The 20,751-nt window shown below is 72.3% G+C and carries 17 protein-coding genes and 1 tRNA gene; 6 read left to right on the forward strand and 12 right to left on the reverse strand.

The genetic code is table 11. The features are described from left to right. The first annotated feature begins 100 nt into the window (after positions 1-100). Together Vau01_RS06630 and Vau01_RS06635 are read left to right on the forward strand one after the other, a co-directional pair. On the forward strand, positions 101-1,051 hold the full coding sequence (locus Vau01_RS06630) for a hypothetical protein (protein WP_203988310.1): 951 nt from the start codon (positions 101-103) through the stop codon (positions 1,049-1,051). 18 nt (positions 1,052-1,069) lie between these two features. Then, positions 1,070-2,305 carry a cation:proton antiporter gene (locus Vau01_RS06635; RefSeq protein ID WP_203988311.1) on the forward strand — a complete coding sequence of 412 codons (1,236 nt, stop codon included), beginning with the start codon at positions 1,070-1,072 and terminating at the stop codon, positions 2,303-2,305. Here Vau01_RS06635 and Vau01_RS06640 read toward each other — a convergent pair. From Vau01_RS06640 to Vau01_RS06650, 3 genes are read right to left on the reverse strand one after another with little or no spacing between them, the layout of a single operon-like run. Further along, positions 2,290-2,922, reverse strand: coding sequence for a hypothetical protein (locus Vau01_RS06640; protein ID WP_203988312.1), 633 nt, complete (start codon positions 2,920-2,922; stop codon positions 2,290-2,292). The two genes, Vau01_RS06635 and Vau01_RS06640, sit on opposite strands and share 16 nt — an antisense overlap. A 43-nt stretch (positions 2,923-2,965) precedes the next feature. After that, the gene (locus Vau01_RS06645; protein ID WP_203988313.1) at positions 2,966-4,537 is read right to left on the reverse strand and encodes an MDR family MFS transporter; all 1,572 of its coding nucleotides are present in this window, start codon (positions 4,535-4,537) and stop codon (positions 2,966-2,968) included. A 3-nt stretch (positions 4,538-4,540) separates the two neighbouring features. Then, a complete protein-coding gene (locus Vau01_RS06650) occupies positions 4,541-4,999 on the reverse strand; it encodes a MarR family winged helix-turn-helix transcriptional regulator (protein WP_203988314.1) in 459 nt (152 codons plus the stop codon). Positions 5,000-5,144: 145 nt separating this feature from the next. Between Vau01_RS06650 and Vau01_RS06655 the strand changes: the two genes are divergently transcribed. Both Vau01_RS06655 and Vau01_RS06660 read left to right on the forward strand, forming a co-directional pair. Beyond that, on the forward strand, positions 5,145-5,957 hold the full coding sequence (locus Vau01_RS06655; RefSeq protein ID WP_203988315.1) for a methyltransferase domain-containing protein: 813 nt from the start codon (positions 5,145-5,147) through the stop codon (positions 5,955-5,957). Between the two features lie 107 nt (positions 5,958-6,064). Next, positions 6,065-8,887: an AfsR/SARP family transcriptional regulator gene (locus Vau01_RS06660; protein ID WP_203988316.1), complete on the forward strand. Its 2,823-nt coding sequence runs from the start codon at positions 6,065-6,067 to the stop codon at positions 8,885-8,887. On the opposite strand, the gene Vau01_RS06665 is transcribed toward Vau01_RS06660, so the two are convergent. The 3 genes from Vau01_RS06665 to Vau01_RS06675 all read right to left on the reverse strand — a co-directional run bounded on the left by Vau01_RS06665 (position 8,884) and on the right by Vau01_RS06675 (position 11,180). Further along, on the reverse strand, positions 8,884-10,671 hold the full coding sequence (locus tag Vau01_RS06665) for an ABC transporter ATP-binding protein (protein ID WP_203988318.1): 1,788 nt from the start codon (positions 10,669-10,671) through the stop codon (positions 8,884-8,886). The two genes, Vau01_RS06660 and Vau01_RS06665, sit on opposite strands and share 4 nt — an antisense overlap. Positions 10,672-10,697: 26 nt before the next feature. Next, positions 10,698-10,922: a hypothetical protein gene (locus Vau01_RS06670; RefSeq protein WP_203988319.1), complete on the reverse strand. Its 225-nt coding sequence runs from the start codon at positions 10,920-10,922 to the stop codon at positions 10,698-10,700. Between the two features lie 184 nt (positions 10,923-11,106). Beyond that, positions 11,107-11,180 (reverse strand) — tRNA-Thr (locus Vau01_RS06675). A 77-nt stretch (positions 11,181-11,257) separates the two neighbouring features. Here Vau01_RS06675 and Vau01_RS06680 point away from each other — a divergent pair. Beyond that, complete coding sequence (locus Vau01_RS06680) at positions 11,258-13,072, forward strand: metallophosphoesterase (protein WP_239151359.1); 1,815 nt, start codon at positions 11,258-11,260, stop codon at positions 13,070-13,072. On the opposite strand, the gene Vau01_RS06685 is transcribed toward Vau01_RS06680, so the two are convergent. Continuing rightward, the gene (locus Vau01_RS06685) at positions 13,069-13,902 is read right to left on the reverse strand and encodes a PSP1 domain-containing protein (RefSeq protein ID WP_203988320.1); all 834 of its coding nucleotides are present in this window, start codon (positions 13,900-13,902) and stop codon (positions 13,069-13,071) included. The genes Vau01_RS06680 and Vau01_RS06685 overlap by 4 nt on opposite strands. Positions 13,903-14,068: 166 nt before the next feature. On the opposite strand from Vau01_RS06685, the gene Vau01_RS06690 reads away from it, so the two are divergent. Further along, positions 14,069-15,775, forward strand: a complete 1,707-nt coding sequence (locus Vau01_RS06690; RefSeq protein ID WP_203988321.1) for a hypothetical protein — start codon at positions 14,069-14,071, stop codon at positions 15,773-15,775. Positions 15,776-15,912: 137 nt separating this feature from the next. On the opposite strand, the gene Vau01_RS06695 is transcribed toward Vau01_RS06690, so the two are convergent. The 5 genes from Vau01_RS06695 to tmk all read right to left on the reverse strand — a co-directional run bounded on the left by Vau01_RS06695 (position 15,913) and on the right by tmk (position 20,666). After that, the gene (locus Vau01_RS06695; protein WP_203988322.1) at positions 15,913-16,605 is read right to left on the reverse strand and encodes a hypothetical protein; all 693 of its coding nucleotides are present in this window, start codon (positions 16,603-16,605) and stop codon (positions 15,913-15,915) included. After that, positions 16,605-16,910, reverse strand: a complete 306-nt coding sequence (locus Vau01_RS06700; protein ID WP_203988323.1) for a hypothetical protein — start codon at positions 16,908-16,910, stop codon at positions 16,605-16,607. The genes Vau01_RS06695 and Vau01_RS06700 overlap by 1 nt, the downstream gene beginning before the upstream one ends. A gap of 2 nt (positions 16,911-16,912) precedes the next feature. Then, positions 16,913-17,239, reverse strand: coding sequence for a YbaB/EbfC family nucleoid-associated protein (locus Vau01_RS06705; protein WP_203988324.1), 327 nt, complete (start codon positions 17,237-17,239; stop codon positions 16,913-16,915). 104 nt (positions 17,240-17,343) lie between these two features. Next, positions 17,344-18,534 (reverse strand): DNA polymerase III subunit delta', encoded by a 1,191-nt coding sequence (locus Vau01_RS06710; protein ID WP_239151360.1) that lies wholly within the window; start codon positions 18,532-18,534, stop codon positions 17,344-17,346. After that, positions 18,531-20,666 carry a dTMP kinase gene (gene tmk / locus Vau01_RS06715; RefSeq protein ID WP_203988326.1) on the reverse strand — a complete coding sequence of 712 codons (2,136 nt, stop codon included), beginning with the start codon at positions 20,664-20,666 and terminating at the stop codon, positions 18,531-18,533. The genes Vau01_RS06710 and tmk overlap by 4 nt, the downstream gene beginning before the upstream one ends. Positions 20,667-20,751 lie beyond the last annotated feature (85 nt).

Here is a 20,751-nt window from a genome sequence, read left to right on the forward strand (position 1 = left end):
CGCGGCTGAGGGTGGCCGGATCGCTCCAAGATCGCGGATATGTTTGGGGCGTTGATCCGAGACGCCCACAGGAGTTCAGACGATGGAGCCGGCAGTACGTTTGGCACGATCGGCAACGATCGCCTGCCGGCTCGTCGAGGCGCTCGCGCGGGGTGCCGTCCCGGGTGCCGGCAGCGCCGACAACCAGCTTGCCGAGGGTGTGGTCGGCTTCACCCAGCTCGATCCGGCGCAGCTCACGGCGACCCGGCGCGCCATCCTCGGCAGCACCCGGCTCCGCGAGAACCTCGTCACCGCCGCCGTCGGCTGGGCCGAGGCGATCGACGAGGCCCTGCTCGCCGGCCGCGTGCTGCCGCCGGAACTGGAGACGATGGTGGATGGCGTCGGGCCGTCGTCGCTCGACCCGCTGTCCGCACAGGTCTTCGCCCGCATCAGCACGGAGTCGCCGGCCGGCCGCAACCACCGCCGGTTGCTGCTGTTCGCCGGTGCGGGCGCGGTGGCGGTGGCGCTCGTCGCGTGGCTGGTGGTCCGCTCGTTCGGTCCGGAGTCCAGCGAGCTGCCGTTCAGCGCGGCCGGATTCTCACCGGCCTGCGACGGCATGATGTTCCCCGACGCACCGGCCTACAAGGGTGGCGCGCCGCACCCGACGGTCGTCTTCACCACCGACTACAACCAGCAGCTCAGCGGCAAGTGGAGCACGGTGCAGGCGATCTACGACGAGCAGAATCCGTTCTCCGACGCGTGGACGTCGAGCAACCCGGCCGTGATCCAGGCGGTGGCGTGCATCACCATCGACGGCGACCCGCACGAACCGGTCAGCCAGTGCCCCTACAGCAACCGGTCCCGGCCCGGGCCGACCACGCTCCCGATGTTCCGGGGCGAGTTCACGATCACCCTGTACGAGGCCCGCACCGGCCGGCGCATCCACCAGGCCCACATCTCCGGCGAAGTCATGAAATGCCCCAAGATGGTCCCGGTCGACGCGACCCACGTGTTCACGACGCCCAGCCCCCAGCAGTACCTCGACGCGATCGGCCGTTTCGTCGACGGCTGAGTGGGGACGAAGTAACCCGTGGATCTGGTCTTCGCGATCGCGGGTGTCGCGGCGCTGCTCGCCGGGCTGTTGCCGCGCCTGCTGGAGGGACGCCCGCTGTCGCTGCCGGTCGCGTTTCTCGGGCTGGGCATGCTCGTGTTCGCGTTGCCGCTCGACCTGCCCGTCCCCGATCCGCTGGTGCACGTCGAACTGACCGAGCACCTCGCCGAGGTGTGCGTGATCGTCGCGCTCATGGGTGCCGGGCTCAAGCTCGACCGTCCCGTCGGCTGGCGCCGCTGGTCGTCGACCTGGCGGCTGCTCGCCGTCGCGATGCCGGTGACCATCGCCGGCACCGCTGTCCTCGGTTGGTGGTGGGCCGGCCTGGCGCCGGCGGCCGCGCTGCTGCTGGGCTCGGCGCTGGCACCCACCGACCCGGTGCTCGCCTCCGACGTCCAGGTCGGCGAGCCCACCGAGGACGAGGACTCCGAAGACGAGGTGCGGTTCGCGCTGACCTCGGAGGCCGGGCTGAACGACGCGCTGGCCTTCCCGTTCGTCTACCTGGCGATCACGGTGGCGGCGCACGAGAGCCTGCTGAAATGGGTGGCCGTCGACGTCGTCTACAAGCTCGCGGTCGGCCTGCTGCTTGGGCTGGGCACCGGGTGGCTGCTCGGCAAGCTGTTCTTCCGCGCGACCAAGGACGCCGTACGCCTGGCCAGGCACGCCGAGGGCTTCGTGGCGCTGGCGGTGACGTTCTTCGCGTACGGCGTCACCGAACTGGCCGGCGGATACGGGTTCCTGGCGGTGTTCGTGTGCGCGGTGTCGATCCGGTCCTCGGAGCGGAGCCACAGCTACCACCAGGTGCTGCACGATTTCGCCGAGCAGATCGAGCGGCTGCTCACCGTCCTGTTGCTGCTACTGCTCGGCGGCGCCGTGGTGAACGGGTTGCTGTCGGCGCTGACGTGGCGCGCGGCGGTGGTGGGGCTGGTGCTGCTGTTCGGGCTGCGTCCGCTGGTGGCCTGGCTGTCGCTGCGCGGGTCACCGAGCACGAAGGGCGAACACCTGGTGATCGCGTTCTTCGGGATCCGCGGGATCGGCTCGTTCTACTACCTGGCGTACGCGACCGCGGCGGTCTCGTTCCCGCAGGCCGAGGAGTTGTGGGCGCTGGTGGGGTTCGTGGTGATCGTCTCGGTGGTGGTGCACGGCGTGTCGGCCACGCCGGTCATGGCACGGCTCGACCGCCGCCACGAACGGACGCCCGATCAGTCGGTCGCGTAGTAGCTGAAGAACGCGGTGCGGGAGGCCTGGTCGTACCAGACCTTGGCGCCGGTCGCCGTGTCGAGGTCCGCGCTCCGCTGCCAGGCCGCGTTCGCCGGGGCGAACTGCTGAAGATCATCGGGGACGTCGGGAGCGTCGGCCGGCGTCCACCGGAGCCCGCGCAGCGCCTCGGCGCGCTCCGGGGTCAACTGGGCGAAGCCCTCGTAGACCGTGCCGAGTGTGGCGATCTGCGGGCAGGTGTGCGGCACCGAGTCGCGGAAGTGGTAGTGGACGGCGACCACGCCGCTGGGGCCCGCACTCGGGCTGGCGCTGCCGTCGCCGGGTGCGCCGCTGGCGCTGGGGCTCCCGCTGGCGCTGGCGCTTGCGCTGCCACTCGCGGCGCCGCTCGGGTTGCCGTTCCCCAGTGCGGGGATCAGCGAGCCGACCCGGCGCACGTCCTCCTGAACGGCGCTGACGTACGGCGGCCGCGGCTCGCAGCCGGTGAGGCCGAGCAGGTTCGCGGCGAGCACGGCCCCTCCGCCGCAGATCACCGTCGCCAGCAGCAGAACGGCGACGGTCAACAGCACCGCCCGCTTCGTACGACGGGCGGTGCCGGGAGGGAACAGGGCGCCGGACACCCCAACGACAATAGCCATCGCGTCGGAGTGCCCGGCGAACCCCCTAAACGACCGCGGAAGCCTCGGCCTTCGCGGCAGCCAGTTCGGCCTCGGCCGCTTCCTCTTCCTCGCTGCGCGGCTTGTCCGCCTCCGGCGCCGGCCGGGCACCGGCCAGCTCGTGGTTGGGCAGGAGCAGGCTCAGCACCACGGCCACCAGCGTGACCAGCGCGGCGGTGAGGAACACCGGGTGCAGTGCCGCGGTGAAGCCCTCCTGGATCATCTCCCGCACCTGGTCGGGCATGGCCAGGATCTTCGACGGTTCGTTGATCGAGATCGAGCCGCCGCTGCCGCCCGAGGGCAGTTCGGCCGCGAGCCGGTTGTTCAGCAGCGCGCCGAGCACGGCCACGCCGAGGGCGCCGCCCAGCGAACGGGCGAACGTCGCCGTCGAGGTGCCGGCGCCCATGTCGCGCATCTCGAGCTTGCTCTGCACCGCCAGCACCAGCGGCTGCATCGCCATGCCGAGCCCCATGCCCATCACGGCCATGTAGATGAACGCCTGCCACAGCGGTGTGTCGACGTGCAGCCCGACGAACAGCGCCAACCCGGCCGCCATCAGCGCCGTACCGGCCACCGGGAACCACTTGTAGCGGCCGATCGAGCTGATGACGCGTCCCGCGATCACCGAGGCACCGATGATGCCGACCATCATCGGCAGCATCAGGAGACCCGACTCGGTCGGCGTCGCGCCCTTGACGATCTGCAGGTACAGCGGCACGAAGATGATCGAGCCGAACATCGCGAACCCGAGCACCATCGTGGCGCCGGTGGCCAGCGAGAACGACCGGCCGCGGAACAGCCGCAGCGGCAGGATCGGCTCCGACGCCCGCGTCTCGACCACGATGAAACCGGCCAGCAGCACGGCGGCGGCCACGAACAGTGAGATGATCGTCGCCGAACCCCACGCGTACTCGGTGCCGCCCCACGAGAGGCCGAGCAGCAGCGAGCTGACGCCGCTCACCAGGAGCAGCGCGCCCCACCAGTCGATCTTGTGCTCACGCCGGTGCACCGGCAGCAACCGCAGCACCACCGCGCACAGCGCGATCGCGACCACGCCCAGCGGCAGGTTGATGTAGAAGATCCAGCGCCAGTCGTGCTCGGCGAAGTAGCCGCCGGCCAGCGGGCCCACCACCGACGACAGGCCGAACACCGCGCCGAAGAGGCCCTGGTAACGGCCGCGCTCGCGGGGCGGAACGGCGTCCGAAATGATCGTGAACGCCATCGTCATCAGGCCGCCGGCGCCCAGGCCCTGAATGCCGCGGAAGATGATCAGTTGGGTCATGTCCTGGGAGAACCCGGCGAGCGCCGAGCCGATCAGGAACGTCGTGAGCGCGAACAACTGGACGGGGCGGCGGCCGTAGAGGTCGCTGATCTTCCCGTACAGCGGCGTCGAAGCGGTCGAGGCGAGCAGGTAGGCCGTCACCACCCACGAGTAGTGCTCGATGCCGCCGAGCTCACCGACGATCGTCGGCAGCGCCGTGCCCACGATGGTCTGGTCGAGCGCGGCCAGCAGCATGCCGGTCATCAGACCCGCCATGAGCAGCCCTAACTGCCGGCGGCTCAACGTGGTGGTCACCATGTCTTACTTCCCCTCGTCGTGACTTGCCATGGCCTCGTTGAACCGCTTCATGAGGCGGGCGAACTCGGTTCGCTCGTCCTCGGTCCAGTCGGCCAGCATCGTGCGCAGCCACTCCTGGAAACGCGCACGCTTACGGTTGAAGAGATCAGTTCCAGCATCCGACGCCGCGATGAGGCTCGCCCGGCGATCGGCCGGATCCGGCGTGCGGACCACCAGGCCGGCCGCCTCCAGCGCGGCGATCTGCCGGCTCACCACCGACAGGTCGACCACCATGTCGGTGGCCAGCGTCGACAACCGGGCCGGGCCGTCGGCCACGAGCCGGTGGAGCAGCTGGAAGGCCGCCCGGTCGAGCGCGGGACCGTCGGGATCGGCCCGCTTGCTCTGGACCCGCATCATGCGACGCATGAACTGACCGAGTTCACGGCTGATCGCCGCGTACTCATCAGATTCCCGGCCGCTCATGCGCGTCTCCTCGTCTCATATACTTGCTTGACACAAGCATCCAACCGCAACCACCGATCGGCAACGGGATTTAGATCACGTACCCGGTTGTCGGATGGGCGACCACGCTCAGCGGAGTGGGTTTGCCGGGCTTGAGAATGGCCGGGTGATTCCCGAACCACTCGCCCGTACGCCGTTCGCCCAGCTTGATGACGTTCCGCAGCCGATGTTGGCCCTGCTGATCGGCGCACTGGAGTCGATGGCGACGAACCCGGAGATCCAGCGGGTCCGGCGGGTCGCGTGGGACGCGATGGGCCCGATCTCCGGCCGGCGCCTGCTCGACGCGGGGTGCGGCACCGGCGAGGTCGCCCGCGAACTGGCCGAGGCCGGCGCCGACGTGGTGGCGCTGGACCACTCGACCGCCACCGTGGCCGCGGCCGCCGACCGGCACGACGGCAGCCCGGTGCGGTACATCAACGGTGACGTCGCCGCGCTCGACTTTCCCGACGCCTCGTTCGACGGCGTGCGCTGCGAACGGGTGCTGCAGCACGTCGACGACCCCGACCGGGCCATCGCCGAACTCGTCCGGGTCACCCGGCCGGGCGGGCGGGTCTGCGTGGTCGACACCGACTGGGAGTCCGTCGCCGTCGACGGCCTGCCGGCCGATCTCATCGACGCGGTGCGCGCCTACTTCACGGGCCGCTGGCAGCAGCACCACCTGGGCATGGGCCGCACCCTGCGGCGCCGGCTGGTGCGGGCCGGGCTGCGGGACGTCATCGCGATCCCGGTGGTCTGCTACTTCACCCACCCGTCGCAGGTCGGCCACGTCCTACCGATGTTCAACCCGACGGTCCCCCCGGAAGCCGACGTGGTACCCCCCGACGTCCGCGACGCCTGGTTCAACGCCATCGATCACGCCGGCGACCGCGACGAGTTCCTCGCGGTGCTGACGATCTGGGTGGCCCGCGGCTGCCGCTGATCGGTCCGGGTTGTCCTGGCGACATGGTCGATGGCCGGTCGGTCCTTGATCGGATATAGATGATCATGCGCAGGCCACGGGGGGCGGATGCTGTGTCGCGATCGGTGATGTTCGGGCTTCTGGGTCCGGTCCAGGCGTTCGTGGACGGTGTCGCGGTCCCGGTCGCGGGTCCACGTTCGCAGGCTCTGCTGGCCGCGCTGTTGCTGGAGCGCGACGGGGTGTTGCCGGTGGACCGGCTGATCGATCTCGTGTGGGGTGACGAGGCGCCGGCCAGCGCCCGGGTACAGGTGCAGAACAGGGTGGCCGGACTGCGTCGCCTGCTGCGCGACGTCGACAGCGATGCCGGTGGTCTCATCCAGACCCAGGGCAGCGGGTACCGCCTGCGGCTGCCGGCCGATCGGGGACAGCTCGACGTGGACGTCTTCGAGCAGCAGGTGCGGGAGGCCGAGCGGCACGCCGTCAGCGGTTCGGACGAGACGGCGGTGAAGCTGCTCGGCGATGCCCTGTCGCTGTGGCGGGGCCCGGCGTTGGACGGTCTCGAATCGCCCGCCATCGCGGCCGCCGCCCAGCGGTTGAACGAGCGCCGCACGACCGTCCGGCTCCGCTGGGCGGAGATGGAGATCAAGCTCGGCCGGGCCGTGGAGGTGGTGGGTGAGCTGGCCGAGTTGAGCGCGCAGGATCCCTGGCACGAGAAGCTCGCCGGCCAGTTGATGACCGCCCTGTACCTGTCGGACCGGCGGCGTGACGCGTTGCGCGTCTTCGACCAGGTCAGGCAGCGGTTGGCCGACGAACTCGGTCTCGATCCCGGGCCGGAACTGTCCTGCCTGCGCGATCGCATCCTGCGAAACGACCCGGTATTGGCCACGGCGATCGCCACCGCGGTCGCCCCCGCGGTGGTGGAACCGCGCGGCGCGCCGACGGTGCCCCGCCAGTTGCCCGGTGCTTTCGCGGTGCTCGCCGGCCGGGTGGAACAGCTGCGTCGGCTCGACGCCCTGCTGTCTCCGGACGGCGACCCCGCGCGGGCGGCGGTCGCCGTGATCGAGGGTCCGGCCGGGATCGGCAAGACGACGCTGGCCGTTCACTGGGCCAACCGGGTGGTGGAACACTTCGGCGATGGTCAGTTCTACGTGAACCTCCGGGGCTTCAGCCCGGACCGGGCCCCGATGAGTGCCGCGGAGGCCGTTCGCGGGTTGCTCGAATCGCTGCAGGTGCCGGCACAACGCATCCCGGACGGCTTCGACGCCCGGATCGGCATGTACCGCAGCCTCCTGGCTGACAAGCGGGCGCTGATCGTCCTGGACAACGCCCGGGACGTGGCGCAGGTCCGTCCGTTGCTGCCCGGCACGTCGCGGTGCGTGACGGTGGTCACCAGCCGCGATCGGCTGTTCGGCCTGGTCGTGACCGACGCCGTCCACCTGTTGAGCCTCGGTGTGTTGTCGGCCGCCGAGGCGCATGAGCTGTTCACCCGCCGGGTCGGCCCGGACCGGGTCACGGCCGAACCGGAGGCGGCGCAGATGATCATGACGCGCTGCGCCGGCCTGCCGCTGGCCCTGGCGGTCGTCGCGGCCCGGGTCGCCGCCCACCCCGAGTTCCCGCTCTCCGTGCTCGCGGACGAGCTGTGCGGGTCCCCCGGTGGTCTGGACAGCCTGCGCGGCGCCGATCCGGCCAGCGACGTGCGGACCGTCTTCTCCTGGTCGTACGCGCGGGTCGGTGCGCCGGCGGCCAGCCTGTTCCGGCTGCTCGGCCTGCATCCGGGCCCGGACATCGGCGTCGCCGCGGCGGCCAGCCTCGCCGGCACCGACGAGCGGGTCGCGCGGCGGCTGCTCGCCGAGCTGGCCGACGTCAACCTGGTCACCGAGCACCTCGCGGGTCGGTACACATTGCACGATCTGCTGCGGGCGTACGCGGTCGAGCAGGCACACGCGATCGACGACGCCGCGCACCGGCGCGCGGCCGTGCACCGGATGCTCGACCACTACCTGCGCACCGCGCACGCGGCGGCCGTCCTGCGGGACCCGCACCGGATGGACCCGAACAGCCTGGCCACGGCCGCACCGGACGTCTCGCCGGAAAGCCTCGCCGACGGCGACCGCGCGCTGGCCTGGCTCACCGTCGAACAACCCGTGCTGCTCGCCGCCGTCGCCATGGCCGCGCGGGCCGGCTTCGACACGCATGCCTGGCAGCTCGCCTGGACCATCACGCAGTTCCTGAACCGGCAGGGCCGCTGGGACGACCTGATCGCCATCCAGCACGTCGCCCTGGCGGCGGCACGGCGATCGGACGACCGGGCCGGGCAGGCACACGCCCACCGCGGTCTCGCCGTGGCCCACCTCGGGCGCGGCGGCCTGGAGCAGGCACGCGGCCACTACCGGAGCGCACTGGACCTGTTCGGCGCGCTGGGCGACCACGCCAGTCAGGGATACGCCCACCTCGGCATCAACATCGCCTACGACCGGGAGGGGCGCCTGGACGACGCGTTGCGCCACGCGCGGCACGCTCTCGACCTGTTCCGGACCGCGGGCAACCCGGCCGACGTGGCGAAGGCGCTCAACGGGATCGGTTGGCTGTCCGCGCAGATCGGCGACGAGCGAACGGCGGTGACCTACTGCCGCGAGGCGCTCGCCATCCACCTGGAGACCGGCGACCGGTGGGGTGCCGCCCACACCTGGGACAGCCTCGGCTACGCCGAGCACCGCCTCGGCAATCACGCCGCCGCCGTCGACTGCTACGAACACGCCCTCGACCTGTTCCGGCAGACCGGCGAGAGTTTCTACACCGCCACCGCCACCGCTCACCTGGGCGACGCCCGGCACGCGCACGGCGACACCGATGGCGCCCGCCGGGCCTGGCACGAGGCGTTGAAGATCCTCGACCGGCTCGGCCACCCCGACGCCGTCGAGGTCCGCGCCAAACTCGACCGCCCGGCCTAGGCGACGGGCTCGTCGGCGAGGTACCCGGCGGCCTGTGCGGTGAACAGCCGGGCGTAGGTGCCGTCTGCCGCCATCAGGCTGGCGTGGGTACCCTGTTCGGCCACCCGACCGTCGGCCAGTACCACGATGAGATCGGCGTGCCGAACGGCGCTGAGGCGGTGCGAGACGAGCACGCTGGTCCGACCGACCCGGTAGCGGCGCAGGTCGGCGTACAGCGCCTGCTCGGCCTCCGCGTCCAGACCGGTGCTGGGCTCGTCGAGGATCACCAGCTCGGCGTCGCGGCGCAGGTAGGCGCGGGCCAGCGCGACGCGCTGCCACTGGCCTCCGGACAGCAGCACCCCCGCCGATTCATCGTCCGCATCGAAGAAGGCCCGGCTCAGCATCGTGTCGTAGCCGCGGGGCAACGCCGCGAGGGTCTGGTCGATGCCCGCCATCCGCGCCGCGGAACGGACGCGCGACCGGTCGCCGAGCGCAGTCGTGTCGGCGACCGCGATGTTCTCCGCCGCGGTGAAGTCGTAGGCGACGCAGTCCTGGAACACCGTGGTCACGCGTCCACGCAATTTCTCGACGTCGATCTCCCGGTAGTCGGTGCCGTCCCACCGGACCGAGCCGCGCTGCGGGTCGTAGAACCGGCACAGCAGCTTCACCAGCGTCGACTTGCCGGACCCGTTGAGGCCCACGAGGGCCACCTCCGCGCCGTGCGGCAGGAACAGGTCGACGCCACGCAGCACCCACGGATGCGACGCGTCGTAGCGGAACCACACGTCGCGCAGGGTGATACCGCCGCGCAGCGGTCGCGCCGGCAGCGGGCGGGCGGGTGACGGCAGGTCGGGCCCGGCGGTCACGACGGCTTCGAACTGGCCGAACAGCAGCAGCGACTCGTAGACCGAGCCGACCAGCCCGACCATGCCGGCGATTCCGAGCTGTACGCCGGCAACAGCGGCGATGAAGACGGCGATGTCACCGACGCTGCCGCCACCGGCCGACCGGGCCACCACCCACACCAGGCCGGCACCGGCCACCCCCGCCGACAGGGCGCTGAGACACGTCTCGATCCGCAGCTCCCAGCCGTCGAGGCGGCGCTCGGCCGCGTTGGCCGACCGCACCTCCGTCAGCAGCCGCCCGCGGAGGAACTCACCGAGCCCGAACAGGCGCACCTCCTTGGCGGCGCCGACGTTGGTGAGCAACCCGGCGTAGAAGATCTGCCGGCGTCGCAGCGGGCTCAACCCCACCTCCAGCCCGGCGCGGCGGCGGCGCAGCAGCACCTCGGCCACCACCGCCGGCACGGCGGAGGCGAGCACGATGCCGGCCATGGCCGGATAGGCCACGGCGAGGGTGGCGACGAAGCCGGCCACGGTGGTGCCGGCCTGTGCGATGGCGACGACGGGCAGGACCAGCTGGCCGGCGGCGCCCTGTCCGGCGGTCTGCGCCACCCGCAGCCGATCGTGGAAGCGCGGATCCTCGAACGGACCCAACCCCAGCGACCGGTTGACGGCGGCGAAGAGCCGGTCGCTGCAGGCAAGCTCGATCTGACGGCGCAGTTCGGCATCGAGGTACCGGTCGAGGTGCGACAGGGTGGCCGTCAGCAGCCCGACGACCGCCAAACCGGTCGCCAGGCCGATCAGCACACCGCGGTCGCCGTCCGGCCGGCTCAACTCGTCGATCACCAGCTTGGTCAGCCAGGCGGCGAGCACCGGCCACCCACCGGAGAGCACCGCCAACGTGAAGCTACCCAGCAGGACGTGGGGGCCGGCCCGCCAGACCAGCCCCCACGCCAGGCGCATGCGCCGCCACCGCACCCCGGTCGGAGTCAGCAGCAGTCGTAGCACTGAACGGCGCAGCGCCTGTCGTTCGAGCACCAGCGGTACTTCGTCGTGTGGTCGCCGGAGCTGCTCTGGTAGCAGAAGTAGAGGCAGCTGCCCGACTGGCCGATGTTGCGACCGGGACAGATGGCCGCCGAGGCGGTCGTGGCCGGTAGCAGCTTGGCCAGCATCCGGTCGCCGATCGCGTTGAGCGCCGTGCGCGGGTTGAACATGGGGCCTCCTCGGGTTCGCCGTCGTCCCCGCCGGGTCGGTGGCGAGGCGCGGCGAAGCATGACACCGCGGCTCACGGGCGGGTCATAGGTTGGCCATAGATTGATCATGCGGACGGCCAGATCACGACCGCATGGACGCCGAGAAAGGCCCCGACCGGCGGTGTGCCGGTCGGGGCCTTCGCTGAGCCTCCTGACGGAATCGAACCGTCGACCTACGCATTACGAGTGCGTCGCTCTGTCCGACTGAGCTAAGGAGGCAACAGTCCAATAGTCTACTGGACTCCTGCCGGGCTTGGTCGAGGGGTTTACCGTCACGCGGCGGTACGGTCTGGGACGTGACTGAGCCCGTCCCGGAAGAAGCCACCGACAAGGCCGAACCTGCGAGCGTGGGCCCGCTTACGGCGGGCGCCGACCAGAGCCTCGCCGGTGCCGCGACCGGCGGTGGCCACGCTCCGGCGCCCGACGCGGGTGAGCGGCCCGGCCGGCCCAAGGACCTGACGCCCGAGCAGATCGGGTACACGCGGCGGGCACCGGTGCCGTGGCTCAGCCCGGGACTGCTGGCCGGCACCGCGGTGCGGGTGGTGCTGGCCGAACTGTTCGGCGCCTACCTCGACAAGCGCGAGTTGCAGAGCGGCCTGCCCGCGAAACTCTACGACGAGGATGGCGCCGACGAGCTGTGGCTCGACTACGTGGCCGACCTCGGCGACGGCTTCGACGCCACGTACTCGATCGCGTACCTGCTCGCCCAGCCGTCGTTGCACGTCGGCGGCCACGAGCTTCCGCGCGGTGGCGTGGTGGTGATGGGCGGCGATCAGGTCTACCCGACCGCGAGCGGACGCCAGTACCAGGACCGGTTCGAGGGGCCGTACCGGTCGGCGCTGCCCGAGGTTCCACCCGGCGAGAAGGCGCCGTCGCTGTACGCGCTGCCCGGCAACCACGACTGGTACGACGGGCTCACCGCGTTCCTGCGGCTGTTCGCCCGCACCGAGGCCAGCCACGTGGGTGCCTGGGAGACGCGCCAGCAGCGGTCGTACTTCGCGTTGCGGCTGCCGCACCGGTGGTGGCTGCTCGCGATCGACGTCCAGTTCGGGGCGTACCTCGACGAGCCGCAGATGGCCTACTTCCGCACCGTGGCCAAGGAGATCCGGCCCGGCGACCGGGTGATCCTCTGCCCGCCGAAGCCGGACTGGGTCGAGGCCGAGCACGCGGCGTCGGCGTACGACACGATCGACTACTTCATCCGCAAGATCCTGCGGCCGCGCGGGGCCGACATCCGGGTGATGCTCGCCGGCGACCTGCACCACTACGCCCGCTACTCGGGCCCGGACCGGGAGCTGATCACCTGCGGTGGCGGCGGTGCCTATCTGTACCCGACGCACCGGCTCCCCGCGGAGCTGACCGTGCCGCCGGCACAGACCCGGGTGCGCAACGCCAGTCCCAAAGCGGTTTACGAACGGCGGGCCACATTTCCCACCACGGCGACCTCGCGGCGGTTCGCGGCCGGCATCTTCGCCCGGCTACCGCAGCGCAACTTCGGCTTCGTGACGATGATCGGTCTGGTGCACCTGCTGCTCATGCTGGGCTACAGCAACGCGATGCAGCGGATCGGCAACGGGGTGACGCAGAGCCTGGTGACGATCCCGCTGGTCGCGATGATCGTGGTGGTGCTCGGCGCGACGATGGCATTCGCGATGCCGTCGAACGGCGAGGCGCGGGGGCTGAAACACTGGCTGCTCGGCAGCGGTCACGGGCTGGCGCACCTGGCGCTCGGCTTCGGCGGCGCGCGGTTGTGGCTCGAACTTCCGTTCTACGACCACCCTTTTCCGGTTCCGCTGCTGGCCGCGCTGGTGATCTACCTGCCGCCGGCGATGCTGGTGTCGAGCCAGTTGGTGGGCCTGTACCTGCTGGTGGCGAGCGGGTTCGACGTCAACGTCAACGAGCTGTTCGCGGCGCAGGGGATCTTCGACGCGAAGTCGTTCCTGCGGATCCACATCGACCGCGACGGGTCGCTGACGATCTACCCGATCGGGGTCGACCGCGTGGGCCGGGCGTGGCGGGCGAACCCGTCGGCGGCGCCGCACGCGCCGTGGATCGAGCCCGACCGGAAGATCGAGTGCCACCTGGCGGACGGGCCGATCCGGATCTCCTAGTTGTACTTTTCGTCGTGCGACTTGCGAGGGCCGCACACGCTCGCCCGGCTGCACGCGCAGCGGGAGCCGTCGGCGTCCATGCGGACGATCACCGCGTCGCGCGGCACCGAATGGCCGACCACGCGCCCGTCGCCCTCGGGCGTGGAGACCCGGGTGCCGACGGTCGGAGCGACCGCCTGGAACTGCTGGTACAGCGGGTGCTCGTACTTGAGGCAGCACATGAGCCGGCCGCACGCGCCCGAGATGCGCAGCGGGTTGAGCGGCAGGTCCTGGTCTTTGGCCATGCGGATGGTCACCGGCTCGAAGTCGGTGAGGAACGTGGCGCAGCACAGGTCGCGCCCGCAGGAGCCGATTCCGCCCTGAACGCGGGCGGAGTCGCGGGCACTCAGCTGCCGGAGCTCGACCCGGCAGTGCAGGGTCGCGCCGAGGTCGCGCACCAGCGACCGGAAGTCGACGCGGTGCGGCGCGGTGAAGTAGATCGTGGTGCGCGGGCCCTGGCCGGCGCCGGTGTCGAGCACGTGGTCGATCGCGACGACCTTCATCGGCAGGTCGTGCTCGCGGATCAGCTTCTTCGCGGCGACCTTCGCCTCGGCCTTGCGCTTGCGCAGGGTCTCGTCGCGGCGCAGGTCGTCGTCGGTGGCCAGGCCGAGCAGGCGCGGCGGATCACCGGCGTCGTCGACCCACTGCGCCGCCCAGACGCACTCGGCGACCTCGGGCCCGTCGTCGGTGGGGATCAGCACCTTGTCGCCCACGTCGGGACGGAACTCGCCCGGGTCGAAATAGTAAAGACGCCCGTACCGGTTGAAGCTCACCGCGCACAGCATCGCCATCGGCACACTCTATCCCGCCCTAACATCGGCCCAAGTGGTAGCAAATCGGGCGTATCCGTTTTTTCGGGTGCATCGTTGCTCATGCGGGGACGTCTGCGTAACTCCGTTCCGCCGCTTTTCGTTGGTGCCCTCGACCGCGCCGTTCAACGGACGAGGAGCCCCCTGCATGAGCAACCCGCTGTCCCGATGGTTCCGGCACCCCGCGGAACTCGCACCCGCGCCGGCCGGGCCGCGCACCGCGCCGCGGACCGTGGCGACCTCGCGCGCCGCAGCCTCCCGGGCCGCGGCCAAGCCGCGGACCGTGGCGGCCTTGCGGGCCGCAGCCGCGCCGCGGACCTGGCGCGTCGGTTCGGCCGCGGTCGCGGTCGCGGCCATGGCGACGGCCGCCGCGCCGGGCCTGGCCGTCGCGCCGGCCACCGCTGCACCGGCCGATCCGGGACGCTGTGCGGGCTTCAGCGCCGCCGCAGCGGGTGACCTCGTGACGCTGCGCCTGCTCGACCTCCGCCCACTCGGGCTCGCCCTGCCGCCGGCGGTCGACCTGACGCTGGCCAGCAGCCGGGCCGGCTTCTCCGGCAGCGCCGGGCAGGCCGCCGCGCAGGGCCGTTACGCCGTCGGCAAGGTGTTCGGGTTCGCCCCGCCGACCGGTCCGCTCGACGCGACCGCGTACCGCCTCGCCCCACCCAGCGCCGAGCCGGTGGCCGTCAACCCGAGCCGCATCTCGCTCGGCCCGGCCCGCGCCGGCACCGGCAACCTGACCGCGCGCTCGGCGTACGAGACGCCCGGGCAGTGCGACCACGACGCCGGCGCCGATGCCGAGTCGACCGCGGCCCTGGCCGACGCCGCTGTGCTGCCCGGCCGGCGGACGCTGGTCGCGGCCGCCGACAACCTCACCACCGGGACGCGCGCCGCGCTGGTCCGCCACCGGGGCAGCACCGGCGCCGAGGCGGTCAGCAACGGCGGACTCACCAACGTGGCGATCTTCGAGGCGCTCCGCGCCCGGGTGTTCAACCCCGTCTCGCTGCGGGTCGTGGCGACGGGTTCGGCCGCGACCTCGGTGGTCGACTACCAGTCGCCCATCGTCGCGCTCGACCTCCCCGACGGCCGCTCGGTGAAGCTCGACCAAGCCAACCGCTCGTTCGACTTCGCCATCCCGGGCCCGGGAACGCAGCCGATGCCGGGCATGCCGATGCTGCCCGAGAACACCCTCCCCGAACTGCTGAACGCCGTCCCCGGTGGCGCCTCGGCCGTGCCGGTGCTCGGCACGGTGCTGGAGAGCCTGAAGGGCGGCAACGACACCGGGGTGCCGGAGAGCGCCGGCTCCGCCTCGGCGCCCAGCGTGCCCGGACTGCCCGAGATGGCCGGCGTACCGGCGGTCGGCGGCCTGGTCGGAGGCGGTCGCCGGCTGGCGGCCACGCCGACGCAGACGTCGCTCGTCCTCCGGCTGACCGGCGGCGAGCTGGCCAAGGAGGTCACCGACTCGGGTGTGCACGCGAAGGCCATCTCGCTGCGGGTGAAGCTGCTCGCGGTGCGCGGCGAGGGCACCACCACGCTCGTCGACCTCGCGCTCGGCGTGCTCGAGGCCGCCGCCACCGCCCCGCCGGCACCCACCACCGAGGGCCGCGGCGACGGTGCCGGCCCGACCCGCGGCCACGACGGATACGGCGACGACGCCGGTGAGGAGCCCGTCGCCCCGCCGAGCGCGTCGGCCAGCACGCCGCCCCCGCACGGCGAAGAACCGACCGGTGGTGGCAGCCGCCTCCCGGTGACCGGAACCGCGCTGAGCGCCGCCATCGGCGCCGGCGTGGTGCTACTCCTGGTGGGCCGGTTCCTGCTGATCCTCGCCCGGCGCCGGGCCGACCCACCCATCGCCTGACGCCGGAAGCCCGATGCAGACGCGGGCCGCCGCCTGCGCAGGAAGCGCCGCAACCGGCCGGCGGGCCGGCGCCCGCACAGGATGCGCCGGCGACCGCCCGCCGTGCGGCGCCCCTCGATCGCCCGTTGCCGCCGTGGTCAGACGGCGGCGCGGGTGGCGGTGCCGGTGCGGCCGACGGGGTCTGTCGACGGGCGGTACGGCAGGTCGGTCAGGCGGCCGGCCCACCGCTCAAGCACCTCTTCGGCTGCGCCGGCCTGCCGGTCGGCGACCGCCAGGACCACGGCACCGATCGTGGCAGCGGCCGGGCCGGACCGGGCCGGGTCGCCCGGGCCGCCCGTGGCGGGCGCGCGGACCCGCACCGCCTCCATGGACCCGAGCGCCGTCGCCACCTCGGTGGCGAGGTCGCGCCGGGCCGACCGCATCCACCCGGCCACGTCGTCGAGGTAGGACGCGGTGGCGGCCAGCCGACCGGCCAGCCCCGGCGCGTCGGGCGCCACCTCGCTGCCCAGGTGGCCGCCGAGAGCCGTCCAGCGCTGGCCGAACGCGGCCGCGGAGTCGCCCTCCCACGTGGTGGCCGCGACGGCGGCGGCCAGGTCGGCCCGCTCGTCGACGTACGCCTCCGCCCGCCCGCGGACCGCAGCACCGGCCGCCGTGACCTGCTCGGGCACCAGCGCACAGAACGCGTCGAGCACGTCGCCGGGCAGCGCGCCGACCCGCCGCAGCAGCGGCCAGACCGGGTGATCGGCCGGCGCGCCACCGGCGGCCAGCACGGAGTCGACCCGACTCAGCAGGTCACGCCCCGGCCCGGCCACCCGGTCGAGAACGTCCATCACGGCCCCTCGATGTGATGGCGGGACCGGGCCTCGGCGTCGGTGCTCTCGTACCGGGACGCGGCGGTGCGTAACAGGTCGGCCGCGTCGACCAGGCGGGCGCCGTGGGCCGCGGCCTCGCGCTCGCGCCCGCCGAGGGCCGCACTGCACCGCTGGTGGAGCGCCCGACCGACGGCACCGAGCCGGCCCGGCTGGTCGGCGCCGAACACCGACGCACCCGGATCGGTGTCGGCCAGCGCACCGGCACCGGCCGCGAGCCGGTTGCCGGCACCTTCGAGCCGGTCTGCCAACTGACCGATACGCACGCTCACCCTCCCGGTGCCAACGGCTTGTATTCGCCGAACGTCTCCGCCTGAAGCTTCTTGCGCGCCCACGCCGCCGCGTCGGCGGCCGCCGAGACCGCATCACGCACCGACCGCGACACGTCGGCGCTCGTTCGACCCGCCAGCGAGCCGACCCTGACGTCTTTGATCGTGCCGTCGGCCGAGACCACCACCTCGACCAGACCGTCGGGCGAGTGCACGCTGACATCGATCGACCTGGCCGCCCGATCGAACTCGGCCGCCCGATCCTCGATGCGGCGGTACCGCTCGATCGCTTCCTCGATCCAGGCTTCGTCGATCTCGCGACCCATGCGCACGCCTCCCGGAGCGAAACCGTACGACACCTGAGGGTGACGCCGAAACCCCGAGCGAAAACCTGTGGATAACTCTTTGGCAGCGCTGTGGATAAAGAAGATCAGCCTCGCCAGAGAGTGAGCATCATCGATTCGACGGCGATCCGTGGCTTGACGTTCTCGTCGATCGCGGTGCGGCAGGCCAGCACGGCTTCCAGCCGTTTCAGGGCGGAGTCGGGCGTCCAGGCCCGGGCGGCGGCGGTGGCCTGCTCGGCGAGGTCGCCGTGCACCGGCGGCACGGAGGAGTCCATGGTTCGCACGAGCACGTCGCGGTAGAAGCCGGCCAGGTCGACCAGCGCGCGGTCGAGCGCGTCACGCTGGGACCGGGTGGCGCGCGTCTTCTGGCGGCGCTCCAGGTCGTTCAGCTGTCCCTTGGAGCCGCGGGCCGCGCCGGCCGCGCCCTTGCCCGTCCCCCCGGCACCTAACGCGGTTTCCAGCGCGACCTTCTCGCGGGCATCGAGCTCGGTGGTCGCGTTCGCGGCCTCGGCCTCGGCGGCCGAGATCAGCGCGCTCGCCGCGTCGAAACAGGCACCGATGCCGGTGAGCTTGCGCGGGATGGCCAGCACCGCCTCGCGACGCTGCCGCGCCTTCGGATCGTTCGCGAGCCGCCGCGCCCGCCCGACGTGACCCTGCGACGCCGACGCCGCCCACGCCGCCGTGTCGGCCGGCACCCCGTCGCGGAACTGCAGCACCGACGCGACCGCCTCCGCCGGCGGCTGGCGCAGCGTGACCACCCGGCACCGCGACCGGATGGTCACCGAGATGTCGTCGGGATGGGTGGACGGCGTGCACAGCAGGAAGACCGTGCGCGCCGGCGGCTCCTCGACGGCCTTGAGCAGCGCGTTGCCGGCCTGCTCGGTGAGCCGGTCGGCGTCTTCGACCAGCAGCACCTGCCACCGGCCCTGGGTGGGCGAACTGGCCGCCCGCAGCACCAGCGCCCGCATCTCGTTGACGCCGATCGACAGCCCTTCCGGCACCACGAACCGCACGTCGGCGTGGGTGCCGCCGAGCGTGGTGTGGCACGCCGCGCACTCGCCGCAGCCGCCGTTCGGGCACTGCAGCGCCGCCGCGAACGCCCGCGCCGCCACCGACCGGCCGGACCCGGGCGGCCCGGTGAACAGCCAGGCGTGGGTCATGGCACCGGCTTCCACCGACCGGCCGGCCACCACCGCGGCGGCCGCCGCTGCGGCCCGGCTCAGCGCCGCGACAGCGGGCTCCTGCCCGACGAGTTGAGCGAACACGGGAGCCGTCACGTTTTCACCTCCGGTGCCGGCAGCATCGCCTGGATTCTCTCCAGCACCACGTCGGCCACCTGCTCCGGGTCGCGCTCGGCGTCGACCACCAGGTACCGGGAGGCCTCGGCGGCGGCCAGATCGAGGAACGCGAACCGTACCCGCTCGTGGAACGCCAGCGACTCGCTCTCCAGCCGGTCGACCCCGCGCCCGCGCGACTCCGCCCGCCGCAGCCCCACCGACGGGTCGAGGTCGAGCAGCACGGTGAGGTCGGGCTTGAGGCCGCCGGTCGCCCACGACGACAGCCAGGCCACCTCGCCGACCGGCAGGGTGCGCCCGGCGCCCTGGTAGGCCAGCGACGAGTCGACGTACCGGTCGCTCACCACGATCGCGCCGCGGGCCAGCGCCGGCCGCACGACCGTGGCGACGTGGTGCGCCCGGTCGGCCGCGTACAGCAGCGCCTCGGCGCGGGGCGAGAGCGCGTCGCCGTCGAGCAGCATGCGGCGGATCTGGGCGCCCGCCTCGGTGGCGCCGGGTTCACGGGTGACGACGACGTCGCGCCCCGACCGGCGCAGCGCCTCGGCGAGCTGCCGCACCTGCGTCGACTTGCCGGCGCCCTCGCCGCCCTCGAACACCACGAACATCCCGTGGACGGGGTGCGGTTCGGCCGGGCTGAGCGGACGCCCGCGCAGCGACCCCCACAGGTCGGCGAGCACGGGGACGCCCGGCTTGTCGTCCATCTGCCGCAGCGCGCCGATGCCGGCCAGCACGCCGAGCACGCCGGCCACCAGCAGCAGGATCCGCGAGGTCGACACGTGCAGGGTCAGCGACCCGAACTCGATGGCCCGCCGCCCACCCGCGCCGACGAGCGTGCTCGACAACGCGATGGTGAGCATCAGGACGACCCGCACACCGGTCTGCACCACCGCGACCGCCCGGCCGCGCAGCTCGTCGTCGACCTCGCCGCCGAGCAGCGTGGTGCCGGACAGGAACGCCATCCCGGCGCCGACGCCCACGAACAGCGTGAACCCGACGGCGAAGGCCAGTTGCGGCGCCAGCGCCAGCAGCACCACCGAGCCGCTGGCCAGGACGATCGAGAGCCCGAACCAGCGCCGCCGGGACAGCGCGCCGATCAGCCGCGGTCCGGCGACGATGCCGCTCGCGAGGCCGACGAACAGCATCGCGAAGAGCAGGAAGAACGCGGAGTCGCCGCCGTAGAGTTCGCGCGCGTAGAACTGCGCGGTGCCGATCACGACGCCGCCGCCGGCGAACGCGCCGAAGATGCCGAGCACGAGACCCCGCACCAGCGGCGTCCGCCCGATGAAGCGCCAGCCCTCGACGAACTCCTTCAGGAGGCCGGGCCGCCGGTCGCGCTGCTGCGCCGACCGGTTTCCGCTGATCTCCTTGATGCCGAAGAACACGGTGAGCGCGGTGGCCAGGAACGTCAACGCGTTGAAATACAGGGCGACGTTCGTGGGCGCGGCCCACGCCGGCGGGTTGACCTTGTCGAGGGCCGTGGTGAGCAGCGCCAGCAGCAGGGCGGCGGCGATCGGCGTGAGGCCGTAGGTGGTGGCCAGGCTGATCTGGTTCGCCGTCTCCAGGCGCGCCCGCGGGATCAGGTTGGGAACGGCGGCCTCTTTGGCCGGCGTCCACAACATCGAGACCGACTCGATCGCGAACGTCGCGACCGCGGCCCAGCCGACGACCAGCGCCGGATTGTCGCTGACCAGCGTCGCCACCGGAATCGTCAGGAAGAACACGAACCGCAGCAGGTCGCAGACGACCATCGTGTACCGGCGGTCGAACCGGTCGGCGAACACGCCCGCGATCGCGCCGAACACCAGCGCCGGCAGCAGCCGGACCGCGATCACCGAGCCGAACGCGGCGCCCTTGGCGAGCGAGTTGTCGACCTGTTCGGCGGCGAAGGTGGCGGTGGCGAGCAGGCCCAGCCAGTCGCCCAGCGCAGACAGCCCGAGTACGGCCCACAGCCGGCGGAACGCCCGGATGCGCAGGATCGCCTTGAGCTCGGCGAAACCGGTGAGATGATCTCCGTCGCCGGAGTGGATCCGGCGGGTGGTGGACTCGCTGTCCGGGTCGTCCTCGATCTCCGGTGGTTCACCCGGTGCGAGGTGTGGCCAGGGGTCCTCGGGCATGGCAGCGGAACGGCCGGCGCCTACACCGGCCGGATCGTCGGTGCTCCCGGCGATGGCAGAACCTCCCCCCAGGCTCGTCGCTGCA

The sequence above is a fragment of the Virgisporangium aurantiacum genome, assembly GCF_016863635.1.
In the GTDB taxonomy this organism is placed as follows: Bacteria; Actinomycetota; Actinomycetes; order Mycobacteriales; family Micromonosporaceae; genus Virgisporangium; species Virgisporangium aurantiacum.